Raw genomic sequence first — 15,328 nt, 5'->3', positions numbered from 1 at the left:
ACTCCCAACTTACGAAATATCCGCAGGAAATGTAATCACCTGGTCTAAACGCATTTGCTCAGTAGCAATCATCAGCAAGCGGTCTATCCCTAAAGCAATGCCCGAACATTCCGTCATATTGGGCAATGCAGCCAGTAGAAATTCATCTATCGGCATGACATGCAATCCCAGCTTTTCCCGCTCTGCATTGTCTGCTTCAAAACGGCTGCGCAGCACGTCAGCATCAATCAGCTCATCATAGGCATTCGCCAATTCCAAGCCTTCGATATACAGCTCAAAACGGGCTGCGACTAACTCGCCGTCTTCATCAATGCGTATTTTTGCTAAAGAGGCTAATTCAGGCGGAAAATCTGTCAGAAAAACGGGCGTATCAAAGCCTAAACTCGGTTCGACAAAATGTGAAAACAGCAAGTCGATATAGCCTAAACGGTCATCGCCTAAATCCAGGCTGATTCCAATGCGGCGGCAGCAATCTTTAAGCTCTTGCAATGAAGCTTGCAGCGGGTTTAATTCTAACCGGTCAATAAAGGCATGCTTATAGCTTAGGATGGTTGGACAAACTGCTCCAAAACGCTGCTTCAGGACAGCATTCAACAGATCCGTCACTTCAAACATTAAATCTTTCAAACTGAAGCCCGGACGGTACCATTCCAGCATGGTGAATTCGCTGTTGTGTTTACGGCCATGCTCATCATCACGGAAGACTTTGCAAATTTGATAGATAGGCCCGCTGCCGCTGGCCAGCAGGCGCTTCATGGCAAATTCCGGCGAAGTCTGCAAATAATGTGTTTGCAATTTCCCCATGACATGGCGCTGCGCTTGTATCGAAGCCAAATGCACATCCGTTACGCCTGCTTGAGAAAGACTAGGCGTTTCCACTTCAAGCACGTCACGCTCTGCAAAAAACTGACGAATCTGCGCATACATTTGCGCACGGGCGCGCATCGCTTTTAGATCACAGGTGGGCTGATACTGAACTGACTTTTGCGTGGAATGGTTCATTGACTGGCTCATGCTTTAGGGCCTCCGTGCGCTGCCCATTCACGCCGAAGCGGATAGGTTTTACGCAAATGATCGAAAGCCGTTTGCTCAACTTTGCCAGCTTTAACACAGGCGCGCAAAGCAGCATCATCACGGGCAATATCGTAAATTTCTGCTAAATGCCGTTTCAACACCGTTTTCAGCGGCTGATTTTGGAAAAATTGCTCACAGACCGGAAGCTGTGTTTCAAACTTTTTATCTGCCGCTGCAGCAAAAGTTTTGCAGAAAGCATCGTAAATCATTTGCGTACCGCGCGCCTTGCCTTCCAGGCTGTAGCCTGCAATATGCGGGGTCACTAAAGTAATTAGGTTCAATAATTCTTCTGAAATTTCAGGTTCATGTTCAAACACATCCAGCACAACCTGGCGCTGCGTATTTTTAATATCGGCAATCAGATCCGCTTCTGCAACCACTGGCCCTCGGGCAGAATTAATTAATACCGCTTCCGCTTTCATCTGCGACAGTGCTTCTGCGTTGATAAGATGATAAGTTGGATGCTGCCCTGTCTTGGTCAGCGGCACATGGATAGAGATTGCATCTGCCTGCTGTAATAATTCTTTAAATTCTACCTGCTTCACATGATCGCGCTGGACAAATGGATCATAGCCAATCACGTTCCATCCTAGAAGCTTCGCCATGACCGCCAAACGGGAACCGACATTGCCTAGACCAACAATGCCTAATGTAAACTGCTCATTGGCTTCCATCAGCTCTGGCTTGAGCTTCAGCAATGCTGTAATCACATATTCCGCGACGGCTTGCGCATTGCAGCCCGCTGCATTTGACCATGCTATTCCCTGCTGTTCAATCGCAGGAATATCCAAGTGATCTGTACCAATGGTTGCGCTGCCGACAAATTTTAAGGCTGTATTCTGAATCAATGCAGCATTTACGTTTGTGACTGAGCGAACCAGCAGCGCTTCGGCATCTTTCACATCACCGTGCGTTAAGCTGCGGCCGGCTTTATGTTCAATCGTTCCAAATTCGGCAAAGAAATAATCGGTAAATGCCAGATTTTCATCCGCAATGATTTTCATAAGCGCATCCAAAATTTTACTGCCGCTATGATAGCGCTTTTATACGCAGAATCGCTATGTGAGACAAAATCACTCATAAAAAAGCTCCTGATTTCTTAAAAGACTTTTTAGTATTTTGTGAAAGTGGAGGCAGTCTAAGAATAGGTGATATTTGCCTAGGAGACTGGTGGATATTCACATTAGTATTAGGATCAAACCAGATCGAAAGATTTTCTTGATTCACAAAAAATGGCTTAAGAACAGCAATTGTTCGTACGATCCATCTCTAACTGGTCAGTTCCAAACATTTTTAAAGGCAGGTGATTGCAATCCATGCACGTATATCGGTGCTGAATAAATTTACGGGATTAGACAGATCATTGACCTGAGTTGTTTTCTAAATTTGAGTATTTCAGAGGCAACTTTAACTTTTAAATGTTTGTGCAACAAAGCTCTGTAAGCATAAAAGTTTTATTTTTAACATTTTCAGAAAATCTAGATGTATCTATGACAAATGAGCCATAGGCAGAGTTAATCAGTCTGTTTCTTTTCAGGAGCAGCCATATGGCTATGATCATAATGTTCTGCCATGAAATATTCTCCTTCCGATATTTAGAATTAGCAGAGATACTGGATATAAACCCAATATCTCTGCTGTAAATCAATGAATTTATTGGATTAAGAAACTTTCTTTTCATTTATCCATCGATACAGAACCGGCAATAAAACCAATGTCAGCAGGGTCGATGAGATAATCCCTCCAATCACAACAGTTGCTAAAGGCCGCTGTACTTCCGCCCCAGTTCCGGTTGCCAATGCCATTGGGACAAAACCAAGTGATGCCACACAGGCGGTCATCAGCACAGGTCGAAGACGCAAAATTGCCCCCTGCCACGTTGCATAATAAAGGTCATGTTGCTGCCGCAGCTCTTTGATAAATGTCAGCATGACTAAGCCATTCAGTACAGCCACCCCTGACAATGCAATGAAGCCCACGCCTGCAGACATAGATAGCGGTATGTCGCGCAGCCACAATGCGACTAAGCCGCCACACAATGCAAACGGTACACCGCTAAAGACCAGCAGGCTTTCTTTGATGCTGTGAAATACAGCCATCAATAAAATAAAAATAGTGAGCAATGCCAGCGGAACCACCAATTGCATTCGCGCTTTTGCAGACATCAGATTTTGAAATTGACCGCCATAATCTATCCAGTATCCGCTTGGTAACTCCTGTTTGGATAACGTGCTCTGAAGCTCTGTTACGAATGAGCCTAAATCGCGTCCCTCTACATTTGCAGTAATGACAACACGGCGTTTGCCATTTTCACGGCTGACCTGATTAATGCCCAAGATATTTTCAACACGCGCCACATCTTGTAATTGAATTAAACCGCCATTCGGCAATTGCACTGGAAGCAGCGCTAACTGTTCAGGACTCCGCTGAGAGTCATCTAGGCGAATCACAAAATCGAACCGCTTGTCGCCCTGTAAGATTGTTCCAACATTTTGACCACCGACACTGGTCGCCACCAGATCCTGAATGGCTTTTACCGACAGGCCATATTGTGCGGCTCTAGACTTATCCACTTCTACATTCAATAAGGGCAAGCCGCTGGTTTGTTCGACATTAACGGCTGTCGCCCCTGAAATTGCTTTAATTTTTTGAGAAATCTTATTCGCTTCGCGATTCAGCACCTCCATATCATCGCCAAATAATTTGACGCCCACATCACTTCGCACCCCTGAAATCAGCTCGTTAAAGCGCAGTTCAATGGGCTGCGAAAACTCACTGTTATTTCCCGGCAATGTTGCTAAGAACCTAATCATTCTTTGGCGAAGCTCATCAATGGTTTGTTTGGGATCAGGCCATTCATCATGAGGCTTTAACAGCACAACGCCATCTGAAATATTGGGCGGCATGACATCTGTAGCGACTTCTGCTGTGCCGGTACGCGCAAAGATCGCTTTAACTTCAGGAAATTCTTTCAGCAGCAGCTTTTCAGTGTTTTCCTGCATCCGCAGTGACTGTTCTAAGCCCGTACTCGGAGAGCGCATTTGCTGAACTGCAAAATCCCCCTCACCCAATTGAGGCGCAAATTCACTCCCTGTTTGAGTGGCCAGCGCCCCCGTCAGAACTAAAATACTGGCCGCAAAAACAATCACCAATACACGAAGTTCATAGGCCTTATCTAAGAGCATTTCATATTTAGTTTTAAGCCAATGCATCCAGCGGCTTTCAGTTTCCTTGACTTCTCCAGTAACAAATAATGCAACTGCGGCTGGCACAAAAGTGACAGACAAAATCATGGCCCCAATTAAGGCCAGCACTACGGTCATTGCCATAGGATGAAACAGTTTGGCTTCTACACCGGTTAAGGTAAAGATGGGCAGATAGACCACCAGAATAATCAACTGTCCAAAAATGAGCGGGCGGCGCGCCTGTTTGGCAGCCAGAAAAACTTCTTTAAATCGCTCAGATCGGCTCAGCAAACTGCCTTTCATTTTCTGAGCTTCGGCGAGCCGACGAATACAATTTTCGACAATAACGACTGCGCCATCAATAATAATGCCGAAGTCCAATGCGCCTAAACTCATCAAATTCGCGCTAATTTTCTGTTCTGCCATACCAGCTAAGGTAAACAGCATTGAAAGTGGAATAACGCAAGCCGTGATCAGCGCTGCACGGAAATTGCCTAAAAACAGAAATAAAATCACAATGACGAGGATTGCGCCCTCAATCAAATTCTTCTGAACGGTTTGAATCGCCCGGTCCACCAAATGCGTGCGGTCATATACCGTTTCAATCACCACGCCTTTAGGCAGGGATTGCTGAATAGACTGCACCTTTTCATCAATGGCTTGAGCAACGGTACGGCTATTTTCACCCATCATCATCATGGCAATACCCAATACAGTTTCTTCACCATTATAGGTCGCCGCGCCGGTTCTTAAGTCATGACCGATCGATACCTTGGCAACATCTGAGACCCGAATCGGATAGCCGTTTTTATTGGCAATGCTGATGTTTTGAATATCTTCAATCGTGTTTAAAGTCCCGGGAACCCGAACAGTTAATTGCTGTCCATTTTTTTCAATATAGCCGGCCCCGCGGTTTTCATTGTTTTCTGTCAAGGCCGTTTGCAAATCAACTAAAGGGATTTGCAATTGCTGCAATCGGTTCAGATCCGGGGCAACCACATAGGTTTTATTAAAGCCGCCGATACTGTTGATTTCCGCAACGCCTTTTACGCGCTGTAATTGCGGCCTCACGATCCAGTCCTGAATTTCACGCAAATCCATCGCGGAATAAGCAGTTCCATCTGGCTTCTTCGCATGAGGTTCGGCTTTAATCACCCATTGATAGATTTCACCTAAACCTGTCGAAATAGGCGACATTGCCGGCTGTATATTTTCTGGCATTTCTCCCATCGCTTCTTGCAAGCGCTGGTTAATGAGCTGTCTGGCCCAGTAAATATCGGTGCCATCTTCAAAAATGACAGTCACCTGCGATAAGCCATAGCGGGAAATAGAGCGGGTTTGTTCCATTTTCGGCATGCCCGACATGGCATTCTCAATGGGATAAGTAATCCGCTGCTCCATCTCTAAAGCAGTAAAGCCATTGGCTTGAGTGTTAATCTGTACCTGCGTATTGGTAATATCAGGCACGGCATCAATCGGCAGCTTTTGATAGCTGTAAATGCCTACGCCAATCCAAGCCGCAATAAAAAGCATAATCCAAATGGCATTATGAATTGAAAACTGAATCAGCCGATCAAACAACCCTTCCGGCTTTGCCAATTCATTATCTGGAATTTGAGGGAGTTCAGTGCTCATGCGAAGCCTCTCCTTTTTCCAATTCAGATTTCAGTAAAAAACTGCCTTGACCTGCATATTTTTGTCCCGGATTCAGTCCATTGACTACTTCAATCCATGGACTGTCCCCAGACGATTGGCCGAGTTTTACAGCTTGCGGACTGAATTCAATTTTCTGTCCGTGCTGAGTGGCGACAAAAACCACCTCTTTTCCATCGACATTCTGAACTGCAGACTTGAGCACCCGCAAGGCACTGTTTTCACTCTGTTGCTGCAGCAGCACATTCACCATCAAGTTTGGACGCAATTCGGCTGCATTCGATTCAACTTTTGCACGTACCTGCAGACGGCCCGTTTGAGTATCCGCTTCAGTATTTAAGGTCTGAATAACCGCCTGATAGACCTTTTCCGTTTGCAAGGATTTAAATTCGATCTTTTGATTTGGGGACAAATCCATCATTTCAGCATTGGGCACAATAAACTCAAGCCAAAGCTGATCTAACTGGTCTATGGTAAAGAGTTGGTCGGCCAACTGAACATTTTCCCCAAGAACCAAATCTTTTTTACTGATCACACCGGAAATCGGGGCTTTCAAAATATAGCGCCCGTTACTGGAATTCATGGCGCCAAATGCGCTTAAACGGGATTGAGCGGCTTGAACTTGAATTTGCGCCCGCTGATAGCTGTTATAAGCCCGTTGATAGTCCTGCTTTGCTGAAATGCCCTGTGACCAAAGCTGACGCTCACGTTCAAAGTCTTGTTTCGCCAGTTCAAGATTGGTCTGTTCAATTTTAAGATTGGCCTGCTGATCGACTAAATCAGGCACAAGCAACGCTGCCAAAGGCTGCCCTTTTTGAACTTTTTGGCCGAGCTCTACATAGACATTTTCGACATGGCCGCTAAAACTCGGGGAAACATGCGCTTGCTGGTCGGTATTTACATTCAGTTTTGCCGGATAAGAACTGAGTTTAACCACCGGACCTTGATCGACCACAGAGAGCTGTATGCCTTGTTCAACCAATTGCTTGGCCGTTAAGCTTACGCCTTCTGCATGCTCTTCAATTTCACCTTCATGCTGCTCTTCGCCTTCTTCTGCATGTTCATCTGAAGTTGCTGATTTATTCTTACCCGATATAATTAAAAGAATACTGAGAAGTACAGTTATACTGATGACCACACTAATCAGCAGCGCTTGGGAAATTTTGCCGCTCTGTTTCTTTAAACTATTTTTAAGATCGAACATGTTAATTTCCCCCGCCAATGACAGGCATGGCCTGTATGTCTTGCCATAAATTTTGATTCAATTGTGCAATCGCATCTTTTGACATCACTTCACTTGGGCTAATGCCTAGACTCAAACTTTCCGCTTCAATGGCCTTTTGCCAGCCGTCCCGCAACAGCTGAATTTTACGCAAACGGATATCCTGTAATTGAAGCGTGGCCTGCTGAACATCGCTTAAAGCAAACTTGCCTGCCAGAAAGCCTTGCAATGTTTTACTTTGCACTTCAGCTGCCAAAGGAATTTGAGTGCCATTTACAACTTTGAATTGAACCTCTAGGCCCTGCAGTTCCGTTAAAACCGTGCCGATTTGCAGCGCATTTTGCTTGAGATAAAAATCTTTCTGGCGCTCTAATAAATTCATTTTCTCTTGCGCGATTTTTATGCCATTTTGCTGGCGGTCGAAAATATTAAGCGGCACACTCACGCCAACGACCCATTGATTTTGTGTTGAGTTTTCCATGGACTGAGTGCGGTTGACACCCAGGTTTAAAGTGGGATTCGGACGTGCCTTGGCTTTCAGCTGATCTACCGTAACTTGAGACTCTAAGACCTGTAAAATCCGATATTTCTCAACGTAGTTGTCTGCTAAATTTTCTTGAACCTGCTGATGCGCCGATTTTGGCCAAAGCTTTTGCGGAGATAAATTGATCTGTAATGATTTATCTGACGTCCCCCATAAATTTGATAATTGCTGGGTTGCCACTTGCACCTGCAAGTCAGCCTGTCTAAAAAGACGGATATTTTCCGCATAGCTTAACCGTGCGCGATTCACATCGACTTGCGCGATACTGCCCGCATTAAAGCGCTTTTCAATGGCGTTCATGTTCTCTTCGCTTACGCGAAGCTGTTCATGAACAATGTTTTTTTCAAGTTCAGCGATGGCCAGTTGCGACCAGACATATTTCACTGCAAGCTCAACTTGCGCTTGATATATCTTCTGCTTCAGCGCAGTTTTATCTGTAGAAATACTGGCTAATTTTTGGTTCGCTTTGCGCTCTCCGAAAATATCCAAGGGCTGTGATATGCCAATCGCCAGTTCTTTGTCATTATTTGAACCAAAGCCTGTTTGTTCAACGGAAAGCTCAGGATTTTTGAACAGCTTACTCTGCTGGATATTCGCAGCATTAATGCTCTTCTGCGTTTCCCAAAAGTTTTGGGACGCTTGGTACTGATTCACCTGATCAATGGCCTGCTTCAGCGTTAAATCTTGGGTACTGGCGACTGCAAAGGTACTTAAGCTGATCATTGCGGATAGCACGATCCCTGTACGGAATGCCGGCCAGCATAAGTTCAGGATAGAGGTATCCTGATATAATTTGTTTTTTGACATGAAATGCCCCACACATAATGAAATTAGGAGTGGTGGGCTTTTATAAAACTACCCCACCGATAGCAGGGGCAAATCGGGAGGAGGTGTTAATTGATTTAAATAAGGGGATTTATAAAAAGTTCTTCCCAAATAAGATGGGATAATATCTGTCTCAAAATGAGTCTTGAAATTCAAATCATCAGGTGGATCAATCTGAATCACGATTGTATTTGAGAAATGACTGCACTTTTCATTAAAGCAAACCTTCTGACAATAGTCATAGATTTCATTATAGTTTTCTAGAGAATAAGGCGCTTGGCTAGAATGATCGGTCTTTTCACCTAAAGCGATTGGATTAGATAGTATTGAATTGGGCAGGTTTGGCATTTCATGCAGACAGGCAGCCTCTGCCACACTCCAAATATTCTGGAATGTAAACAAGAGTACCAAAAGCTGAATTAGAAATGTTTTTCTCGTCATACACAAATCTGTATTTAAGGAAGCTGTCCAAATCCATCTAGGATCTGTTCACAGAATTTAAGTCACCTTAAACTTTTTGCAATCTTAAGTAAAGATATTCACTGAATTCATGGGCGGAATATATTAGCCGGCGCAGTTATACCCTTGAAGGGATTCAGCTATCTAGAGTTAACCATTAAGCATATTTGTTTCTTTAGTGGTACTCAATGGCGCACGACAGATTTTTGCCTTGAAATGACAATCCTAAAAATAAATCTATTTCAAGTGAAGCCAAATCAGTTTTGAATAGCCGCCGATTTTGCAGACACTTTTCAGCTAGATAAAATGGCCAATGAACGAGGCATTTATGAGTAGCCGCAAACGATATTCCGCCAAGAAAAATGCCAAGTCTTAGAATAGTGCAAGGACCAGTTCTCAAAAGTGAAATGAACTCCTCCGAACAGTTAAGCATTTAGACAGGGCGATATAGAAAGGATGATCAGGTTACCATCCTCAAAGTTTCGTCGAAGCCAAGATGCATTGCATTCAATCTTGCGAAGCAGTCCTGCTTAAGTGATAAACTGAACAATGCGGATTATGCAACTCATAAATTTACTGCTGTTTACGGGTGGCAGGTGTAGCAAAACCACCTGAACCCTCCATCTTAGTCAGGATGGTCCCACCCGCGCGATATGCATTAATCAGATTTGAATCAACTCAAGATCAATAAACTAAGAACTAAAACGTCAGCCTGCTGGTTAATCCTAAAACCAAAGCATTGTCGACATGGCTTGTTGCGCCGGGATGAATCACATATTGAATATTCGGGCGGAGCATGGCCCATTTTGTTGGATAATAGGAATAATTTAGTTCAAGATTATATTCTGCTTCTTTATTGATGCGGCTGCTATGTTCGCGATAACGGTTGCTCACATGAATACGATTCAGACCAAACCCTAAAATATCATTCTCATGATTTTCCAGTAACCCGATATATTTCAGCCCAATCTGCTGCATATTATCAATTTTATTGGTACGGTCATCATGAAAGCTTAAATTCATAAACCCGTGTAAACCTTGTTTTCCTGCTCCATGACTTGTTAACTGCTGTTCTGCAACAAACCATGCTCCAGAAGTATGGTCTTTAGCTTCTCCTGTCACAATATCTTTTTGATTTTCAATATTATCTGCGGTGTTGTACATCATACCAAAACGGTAACTCCCCGCTAAGCCATTCACAGCATGTTTCGGCTGCCAAACAAGTTCAACTGGCGCCGTTACCCCATCTGACTTTGATGTACTTAAGTTCCATCCCTCATTTTCTTTAATATTGGTCGGGTTAAATTCAAACACAGCAGCTTGAGCATAGAGTTCAGGATAAATTTGATATTTCAACATGCCTGCCCATTGGCTAACAGGAATGTTGTACCAGGAACTTCCCTGCCATTTGCCCATCTGCGCTGTACAGAAAGATGTATTTTGGAAATCACATGACATCACATTAAAATAAGTTCCCATGCCAAACCGACCTAAGCGGACACTTATTCCATTATCTTTAAATTGCTTTTCTATGGAAAATTCGCTTAAACGGCTGCCACTATTTCCTCGCCCATAACTTGCCTGAACATTGCCCATCTGCGGCGCAAGCGGATCAGAAAGCTGTTCAACTGAAACACTTTGACCTTGCCGTGCAGTCACAATTGTACGAACTGAAATACCATCCCAACCGAGTAATTTTTCCAAGTCCCAATAACTCCCTAACCATAATTGGCTGGTATAGGTTGGATCTTGCCGCTCGTGATATCCGCCATCTGCTAAATAGGCGGTATCGACAGTAATATTGGCATCAAACTTCATTCCTTGCTCTGATAGCTGACTGCGGGTTCCGTTCCAATCTCCCAATAAGTAATCAGCTTTGGGGTCTAAAACAGCTGCAGCATGGCTCTGCGCGAGGGTAAAAATAAGTCCTGCGCTGCTGAATAACATTTTTGCTATTAATTTCATTCCTTGATCCTTTTCGCTTTTTCGGCATGCAAAAACCCTATTCATATCATTTGAATGATATGAATCATGTGGACGCTGCCTTCGTTCTTAATTAAATTTAGACGTTTCGTTTGAGTAAAATTGCACTGCTGCCTATAATTTTACACTTTCCTTTTACTGTCACTTTTCAAGCCTGTTCCTTCGGCTAATTCTGTATCTAAAATCCCTTCATCAATCGCATTTCTGCAATGAAACCCGCAACACTCTATTATTGACCGCTATGCCGCATTTTTTAATCCAGCAGTTTTGCTGTATGGGCTTTTACAAAATGCGATTGATTCTCTCGCTGCAGCACGGAAGTAATGTAGTGGCCCGCTTTTAACATTGCAGAAAGGTCAATGCCTGTTTGAAAGCCCGATTGTTCTAATAAATACACCAGATCTTCTGTGGCTACATTTCCTGAAGCGCCTTTGGCATAAGGGCAGCCACCTAATCCTGCAATCGAAGAATCAAAAATCCTCAGGCCCTGCTCTAATGATTCAGAAATATTGGCAATCGCCATACCATATGTGTCATGAAAATGGCCCGCTACCCTGTCAACAGGCAGAACGTCCAGACAATGCTGCAGCATTTTACGAACACGGACTGGGCTGGCTGTGCCAATCGTGTCGCCTAATGAAATTTCATAACAGCCCAAATCAAAAAGCTGTTTTGCAACACGCGCTGCTTTTTCAGGAGCAATTGCCCCTTCATAAGGGCAGTCAACAACACAAGATACATAGCCGCGCACTTGAATTCCATGCTGTTTGGCAACCTCAAACATGGGTTTAAAACGTTCAAAGCTTTCCTGAATAGAACAGTTAATATTTTTTTGCGCAAATGATTCAGATGCTGCTGTAAAAATGGCGACCTCTTTGCATCCGGCCTCAATCGCAGCCTCTAATCCTTTCATATTCGGAACCAATAAGCTGAAGCTAACCTGTTCGGGTTTTTCAAGCGCAGCATATAACGCTGTACTGTTGTCCATTTGCGGAACCCAGCGCGGTGAAACACAGGATCCCACTTCAATTGATTTAAATCCGCTGCCTACCAGCAGATTCAAAAACTCTAGCCGCTGGTTAAACTCAATGACAGATTTTTCATTCTGCAGCCCATCGCGGGCGCCAACTTCTACAATTTTTACAAAGTCATTCATGCTTAGCCCGCCAAACCAATCAAAGCCGGAACAGACAGAATCGCCATGTAATATCCCATAAACTGACAGCCGGTATTAAAACCAAAATGCTTAGATAATAAGCCGCCAACGAGACCAACTGTGATAATGACCAATACGCCAAGGAGCGCCCCTTCCCATAAACTGATCACTAAAATAAGGCCTACAAATGTTGCAATAATGGCCTCATGGCTAATGTATTTGGTTACGAATAAGGCTGCTCGGCGGGCATAATTCATGGCAAATGGATAAGACACGAGGGAAGCAATGAAAACCGCAAGCAGACCATAGCCCAAGAACTCCCATTGGCTTAAAAGATGATGCAGGTTATGCCCTTGCACTCCATTTCCACCCACGGTAAATACCGGCGGCGCATTGAATAATGGCGCAGCTGGGCCAGCAGCGACAGGACTTAAAGGCAGGCCGAAAGCAATCAGCGGAATTAAAGCTTCTGCAATATAAGTAGACTCTGTAATACCATTCTTCGCGGTCAGCGTCGTCGTTAAACGCTGATACACCTGTTTAAATCGTGAAGAGACAAACTCCCCCAAGGCGACGGTCATTGCAACTGGACTGAAAACAAACGTAGCACTTGAAACCACAGACGTCGCAACCGTCCATTTTACTTGTTCTTTATCCAGCACTTTCAGCGGATTAGGAAAGTATCCTGACCAACTCTTTACTTCAGGCGCAATAGAAAGCTGATTAACCGATTGGCGCTGCATTTTTTTACGTCCTAATGGTGAACTCACCATTAATAAATCTGCAATTAATGGCCCAATCGCAATGCCCAGAAAATAGCTAATAGATAATTTAGTATCAAAAGCTGCCGTAAAGCTTTGCAATCCAATAATCAGCACGACAAAAGGAATCAGCAGCAAAGTGGATGCTAATTTACCCGGCGAAAAATAGGTAATGATGATTGCCGCTAAAGCAAAAATCCAGGGTGCGAATGCTTTAATCGCATCGCCAAACGGGGCTAATAAGGAGGCAAATAACACCGCACACGGCACCGCAATAAATGCAGAAACAATGGCGCCAGAAATCATCTTGCGCAAAGCAATATGTGGCGCACCAAGCTTCCGCATCGCCTCACATTCCGCCATTAGCGGTGTGGCTAAAGTATCACCGGGGATACCCAATAATGCGGTAGGAATAGCATGGGTCATATGCTTTGCAACAACCGCAGCCATCCAAAAAGTGAATACCCCTACCGGCGGTGCGCCAAGTAGAATAATTAATAGCGTCAAAGGGGCAATTGTGGTGGTTTCATCCGTTCCAGAAATCAGGCCAATGGCTGCAAATAAAACCGCGCCAAATAAACCGAATCCAAAAGCCACCAAAACTTGATCAAATAATAATTCCATTTTATTTACCTTCACTTTGCTGACGCTGTTGGGCATATGCAACAAAAGCATCGTACAAATTTAGTTCCTTTAATTCTTGAACAAGTTTTTCAGGTAAATCATGAATTTCACCAATTGATTTGCCTTCTTTTTCCCATTGATCAATCAATATTTCAAACCATTCCATGGATTGATTTTCAGACTCTAGAATTTCTCGTTTGGGTTTGTATAAAACTGAACAAATAAAACCCGCAATTAAGCATCCTGCTAATCCACACAACATGCTATATGCATGATTAAGGGTCTGGTTTTCAACAAATTGCCCTAATACCCATTGCGAGGAATAAAAAAATGACACGCTTAAGGCTGCGCCAATAAAAATCGATTTAACCAAAGCCGGGAAGCTGACCGTATCTCCCCATACTTCTACAAGCTCATCATTATTCTCACTTGATACATCTTTTTGAGAACGTTGACTGTGATGAGCTGCATTTTTTTTATCTTGCTGCATCGCATTATCCATTGCTGCTAACTCCTAGTCCTTCTAGTTTTAAAAGCAAACGCATTAACTGCGCAATTCTGCCAACAGCTCCAATGCCCTATCATTTCTGACATCATGTTCTGCGACCATTTTTGCCACAATTAAGTCAACTTCCTCTAGATTAGCGCCTGCCACAACAGCAATATTGCGTGCATGCAATGCCATGTGGCCACGCTGAATCCCTTCTGTTGCCAACGCACGCATCGCCGCCATATTTTGGGCTAAGCCAACCGCTGCAATCACTTCTCCGAGCTCACTTGCCGAGTCAATATTCAGCATCTGAATAGACAATTGCGCTAAAGGATGGGTTTTCGTTGCCCCGCCGACTAAGCCTACCGCCATAGGCAATTCGATGCGGCCAACCAAATTGCCTTGAGCATCTTTCTCCCAAGTCGTAAGCGATGTGTACTGTCCGTTTTTGGCTGCATAAACATGTGCGCCTGCTTCAATTGCACGCCAGTCATTCCCTGTAGCAACAATCACAGGATCAATCCCATTCATAATGCCTTTGTTATGCGTTGCCGCACGATATGGATCAATGACAGCAAACTCATATGCTTCCAGCATACGTTCAATCACTTCTTCACCAGACAATGACTCTTGTTTCAGTTGATCGGGGCGTACAGTTAATTCCGCCCGGACTAAGCGCAAATCTGCGAGATTGGATAAAATGCGTAAACGAACTTGCCCTCCTGTCAGTTTTTCAACCAATGGCGTTACCGTCTCTGCCATAGTGTTCACTGTATTTGCGCCCATCGCATCACAGACGTTTACAATCAGATGCATAACAGCCATAGGGCCGACTTTGGTGGACTCAAATAAATGAACCTCGATGTCTTTACAGCCGCCGCCCAAACTGATCAGGAATTTATCTTTGCTATTTGCGAGCTGAATAATTTCCTGTTTATTGGCCAATAAAATTTCTTTCGCTTTTTCTGCGGATTCAATACCCAAAATTTGGACTTGCGCGCGCATTAACGGTTCTGTGCTTGAGGTTCTAAAGCCGCCGTTTTCACGCACAATTTTCGCCATATATGATGCGGCAGCAACAACTGATGGCTCTTCAACCACCATTGGAATTAAATGATCTTTACCATTAATTTGAAAATTTGCAGCAACGCCAAATGGCAGTTCAAATTTTCCAATAACATTTTCAATCATGCCGTTTGCTAAATCACAAACTAACGCGCCGTCATTTTCCAATAATTGCTGTTGTTGGGCATTTAAACCTGCTATTTTTGAAACTTCCTTGAGGCGTTCTGAAACTGTTAATTTACGAAAATCAGGTAATTTAGAATTCATGCTGGCTATCCTATGCTCAT

General features: G+C 43.9%; 11 protein-coding genes. All 11 read right to left on the bottom strand.

The window, feature by feature from the left end; translation table 11 throughout:
* Window positions 1-9 precede the first annotated feature (9 nt).
* Entirely contained in the window at window positions 10-1,002 is a 993-nt protein-coding gene (gene epmA / locus JZ784_RS08260; RefSeq protein WP_346314512.1) for an EF-P lysine aminoacylase EpmA, read from the bottom strand.
* Between the two features lie 8 nt (window positions 1,003-1,010).
* Window positions 1,011-2,078: a 4-phosphoerythronate dehydrogenase gene (locus JZ784_RS08255; RefSeq protein ID WP_346314511.1), complete on the bottom strand. Its 1,068-nt coding sequence runs from the start codon at window positions 2,076-2,078 to the stop codon at window positions 1,011-1,013.
* A 657-nt stretch (window positions 2,079-2,735) separates the two neighbouring features.
* A complete protein-coding gene (locus tag JZ784_RS08250; RefSeq protein ID WP_346314510.1) occupies window positions 2,736-5,894 on the bottom strand; it encodes a CusA/CzcA family heavy metal efflux RND transporter in 3,159 nt (1,052 codons plus the stop codon).
* Window positions 5,884-7,116 (bottom strand): efflux RND transporter periplasmic adaptor subunit, encoded by a 1,233-nt coding sequence (locus JZ784_RS08245; RefSeq protein WP_346314509.1) that lies wholly within the window; start codon window positions 7,114-7,116, stop codon window positions 5,884-5,886. Before JZ784_RS08245 ends, JZ784_RS08250 begins: the two co-directional genes overlap by 11 nt.
* 1 nt (window position 7,117) lies before the next feature.
* Complete coding sequence (locus JZ784_RS08240) at window positions 7,118-8,485, bottom strand: TolC family protein (protein WP_346314508.1); 1,368 nt, start codon at window positions 8,483-8,485, stop codon at window positions 7,118-7,120.
* Window positions 8,486-8,533: 48 nt separating this feature from the next.
* Window positions 8,534-8,944, bottom strand: coding sequence for a hypothetical protein (locus JZ784_RS08235; RefSeq protein WP_346314507.1), 411 nt, complete (start codon window positions 8,942-8,944; stop codon window positions 8,534-8,536).
* 717 nt (window positions 8,945-9,661) lie between these two features.
* A complete protein-coding gene (locus JZ784_RS08230) occupies window positions 9,662-10,927 on the bottom strand; it encodes a carbohydrate porin (protein ID WP_346314506.1) in 1,266 nt (421 codons plus the stop codon).
* A gap of 271 nt (window positions 10,928-11,198) precedes the next feature.
* Window positions 11,199-12,101 carry a hydroxymethylglutaryl-CoA lyase gene (locus JZ784_RS08225; protein ID WP_346314505.1) on the bottom strand — a complete coding sequence of 301 codons (903 nt, stop codon included), beginning with the start codon at window positions 12,099-12,101 and terminating at the stop codon, window positions 11,199-11,201.
* A gap of 2 nt (window positions 12,102-12,103) precedes the next feature.
* A complete protein-coding gene (locus JZ784_RS08220) occupies window positions 12,104-13,486 on the bottom strand; it encodes a tripartite tricarboxylate transporter permease (protein ID WP_346314504.1) in 1,383 nt (460 codons plus the stop codon).
* A 1-nt stretch (window position 13,487) separates the two neighbouring features.
* On the bottom strand, window positions 13,488-13,988 hold the full coding sequence (locus JZ784_RS08215; protein WP_346314503.1) for a hypothetical protein: 501 nt from the start codon (window positions 13,986-13,988) through the stop codon (window positions 13,488-13,490).
* A gap of 42 nt (window positions 13,989-14,030) precedes the next feature.
* Window positions 14,031-15,308, bottom strand: coding sequence for a hydroxymethylglutaryl-CoA reductase, degradative (locus tag JZ784_RS08210; RefSeq protein ID WP_346314502.1), 1,278 nt, complete (start codon window positions 15,306-15,308; stop codon window positions 14,031-14,033).
* Window positions 15,309-15,328: the final 20 nt, after the last annotated feature.

This window comes from Acinetobacter sp. CWB-B33, assembly GCF_039655955.1.
GTDB classification, from domain to species: Bacteria; Pseudomonadota; Gammaproteobacteria; order Pseudomonadales; family Moraxellaceae; genus Acinetobacter; species Acinetobacter bouvetii.
This window is presented reverse-complemented; position numbering and strand designations above follow the sequence as displayed.

What these genes read in the sequence shown, in the direction of transcription:
- JZ784_RS08225 (WP_346314505.1), bottom strand. Translation starts at nt 12,101, where the DNA reads ATGAATGACTTTGTAAAAATTGTAGAAGTTGGCGCCCGCGATGGGCTG.
- epmA (WP_346314512.1), bottom strand. Translation starts at nt 1,002, where the DNA reads ATGAACCATTCCACGCAAAAGTCAGTTCAGTATCAGCCCACCTGTGAT.
- JZ784_RS08235 (WP_346314507.1), bottom strand. Translation starts at nt 8,944, where the DNA reads ATGACGAGAAAAACATTTCTAATTCAGCTTTTGGTACTCTTGTTTACA.
- JZ784_RS08220 (WP_346314504.1), bottom strand. Translation starts at nt 13,486, where the DNA reads ATGGAATTATTATTTGATCAAGTTTTGGTGGCTTTTGGATTCGGTTTA.
- JZ784_RS08230 (WP_346314506.1), bottom strand. Translation starts at nt 10,927, where the DNA reads ATGAAATTAATAGCAAAAATGTTATTCAGCAGCGCAGGACTTATTTTT.
- JZ784_RS08245 (WP_346314509.1), bottom strand. Translation starts at nt 7,116, where the DNA reads ATGTTCGATCTTAAAAATAGTTTAAAGAAACAGAGCGGCAAAATTTCC.
- JZ784_RS08210 (WP_346314502.1), bottom strand. Translation starts at nt 15,308, where the DNA reads ATGAATTCTAAATTACCTGATTTTCGTAAATTAACAGTTTCAGAACGC.
- JZ784_RS08240 (WP_346314508.1), bottom strand. Translation starts at nt 8,485, where the DNA reads ATGTCAAAAAACAAATTATATCAGGATACCTCTATCCTGAACTTATGC.
- JZ784_RS08215 (WP_346314503.1), bottom strand. Translation starts at nt 13,988, where the DNA reads ATGGATAATGCGATGCAGCAAGATAAAAAAAATGCAGCTCATCACAGT.
- JZ784_RS08255 (WP_346314511.1), bottom strand. Translation starts at nt 2,078, where the DNA reads ATGAAAATCATTGCGGATGAAAATCTGGCATTTACCGATTATTTCTTT.
- JZ784_RS08250 (WP_346314510.1), bottom strand. Translation starts at nt 5,894, where the DNA reads ATGAGCACTGAACTCCCTCAAATTCCAGATAATGAATTGGCAAAGCCG.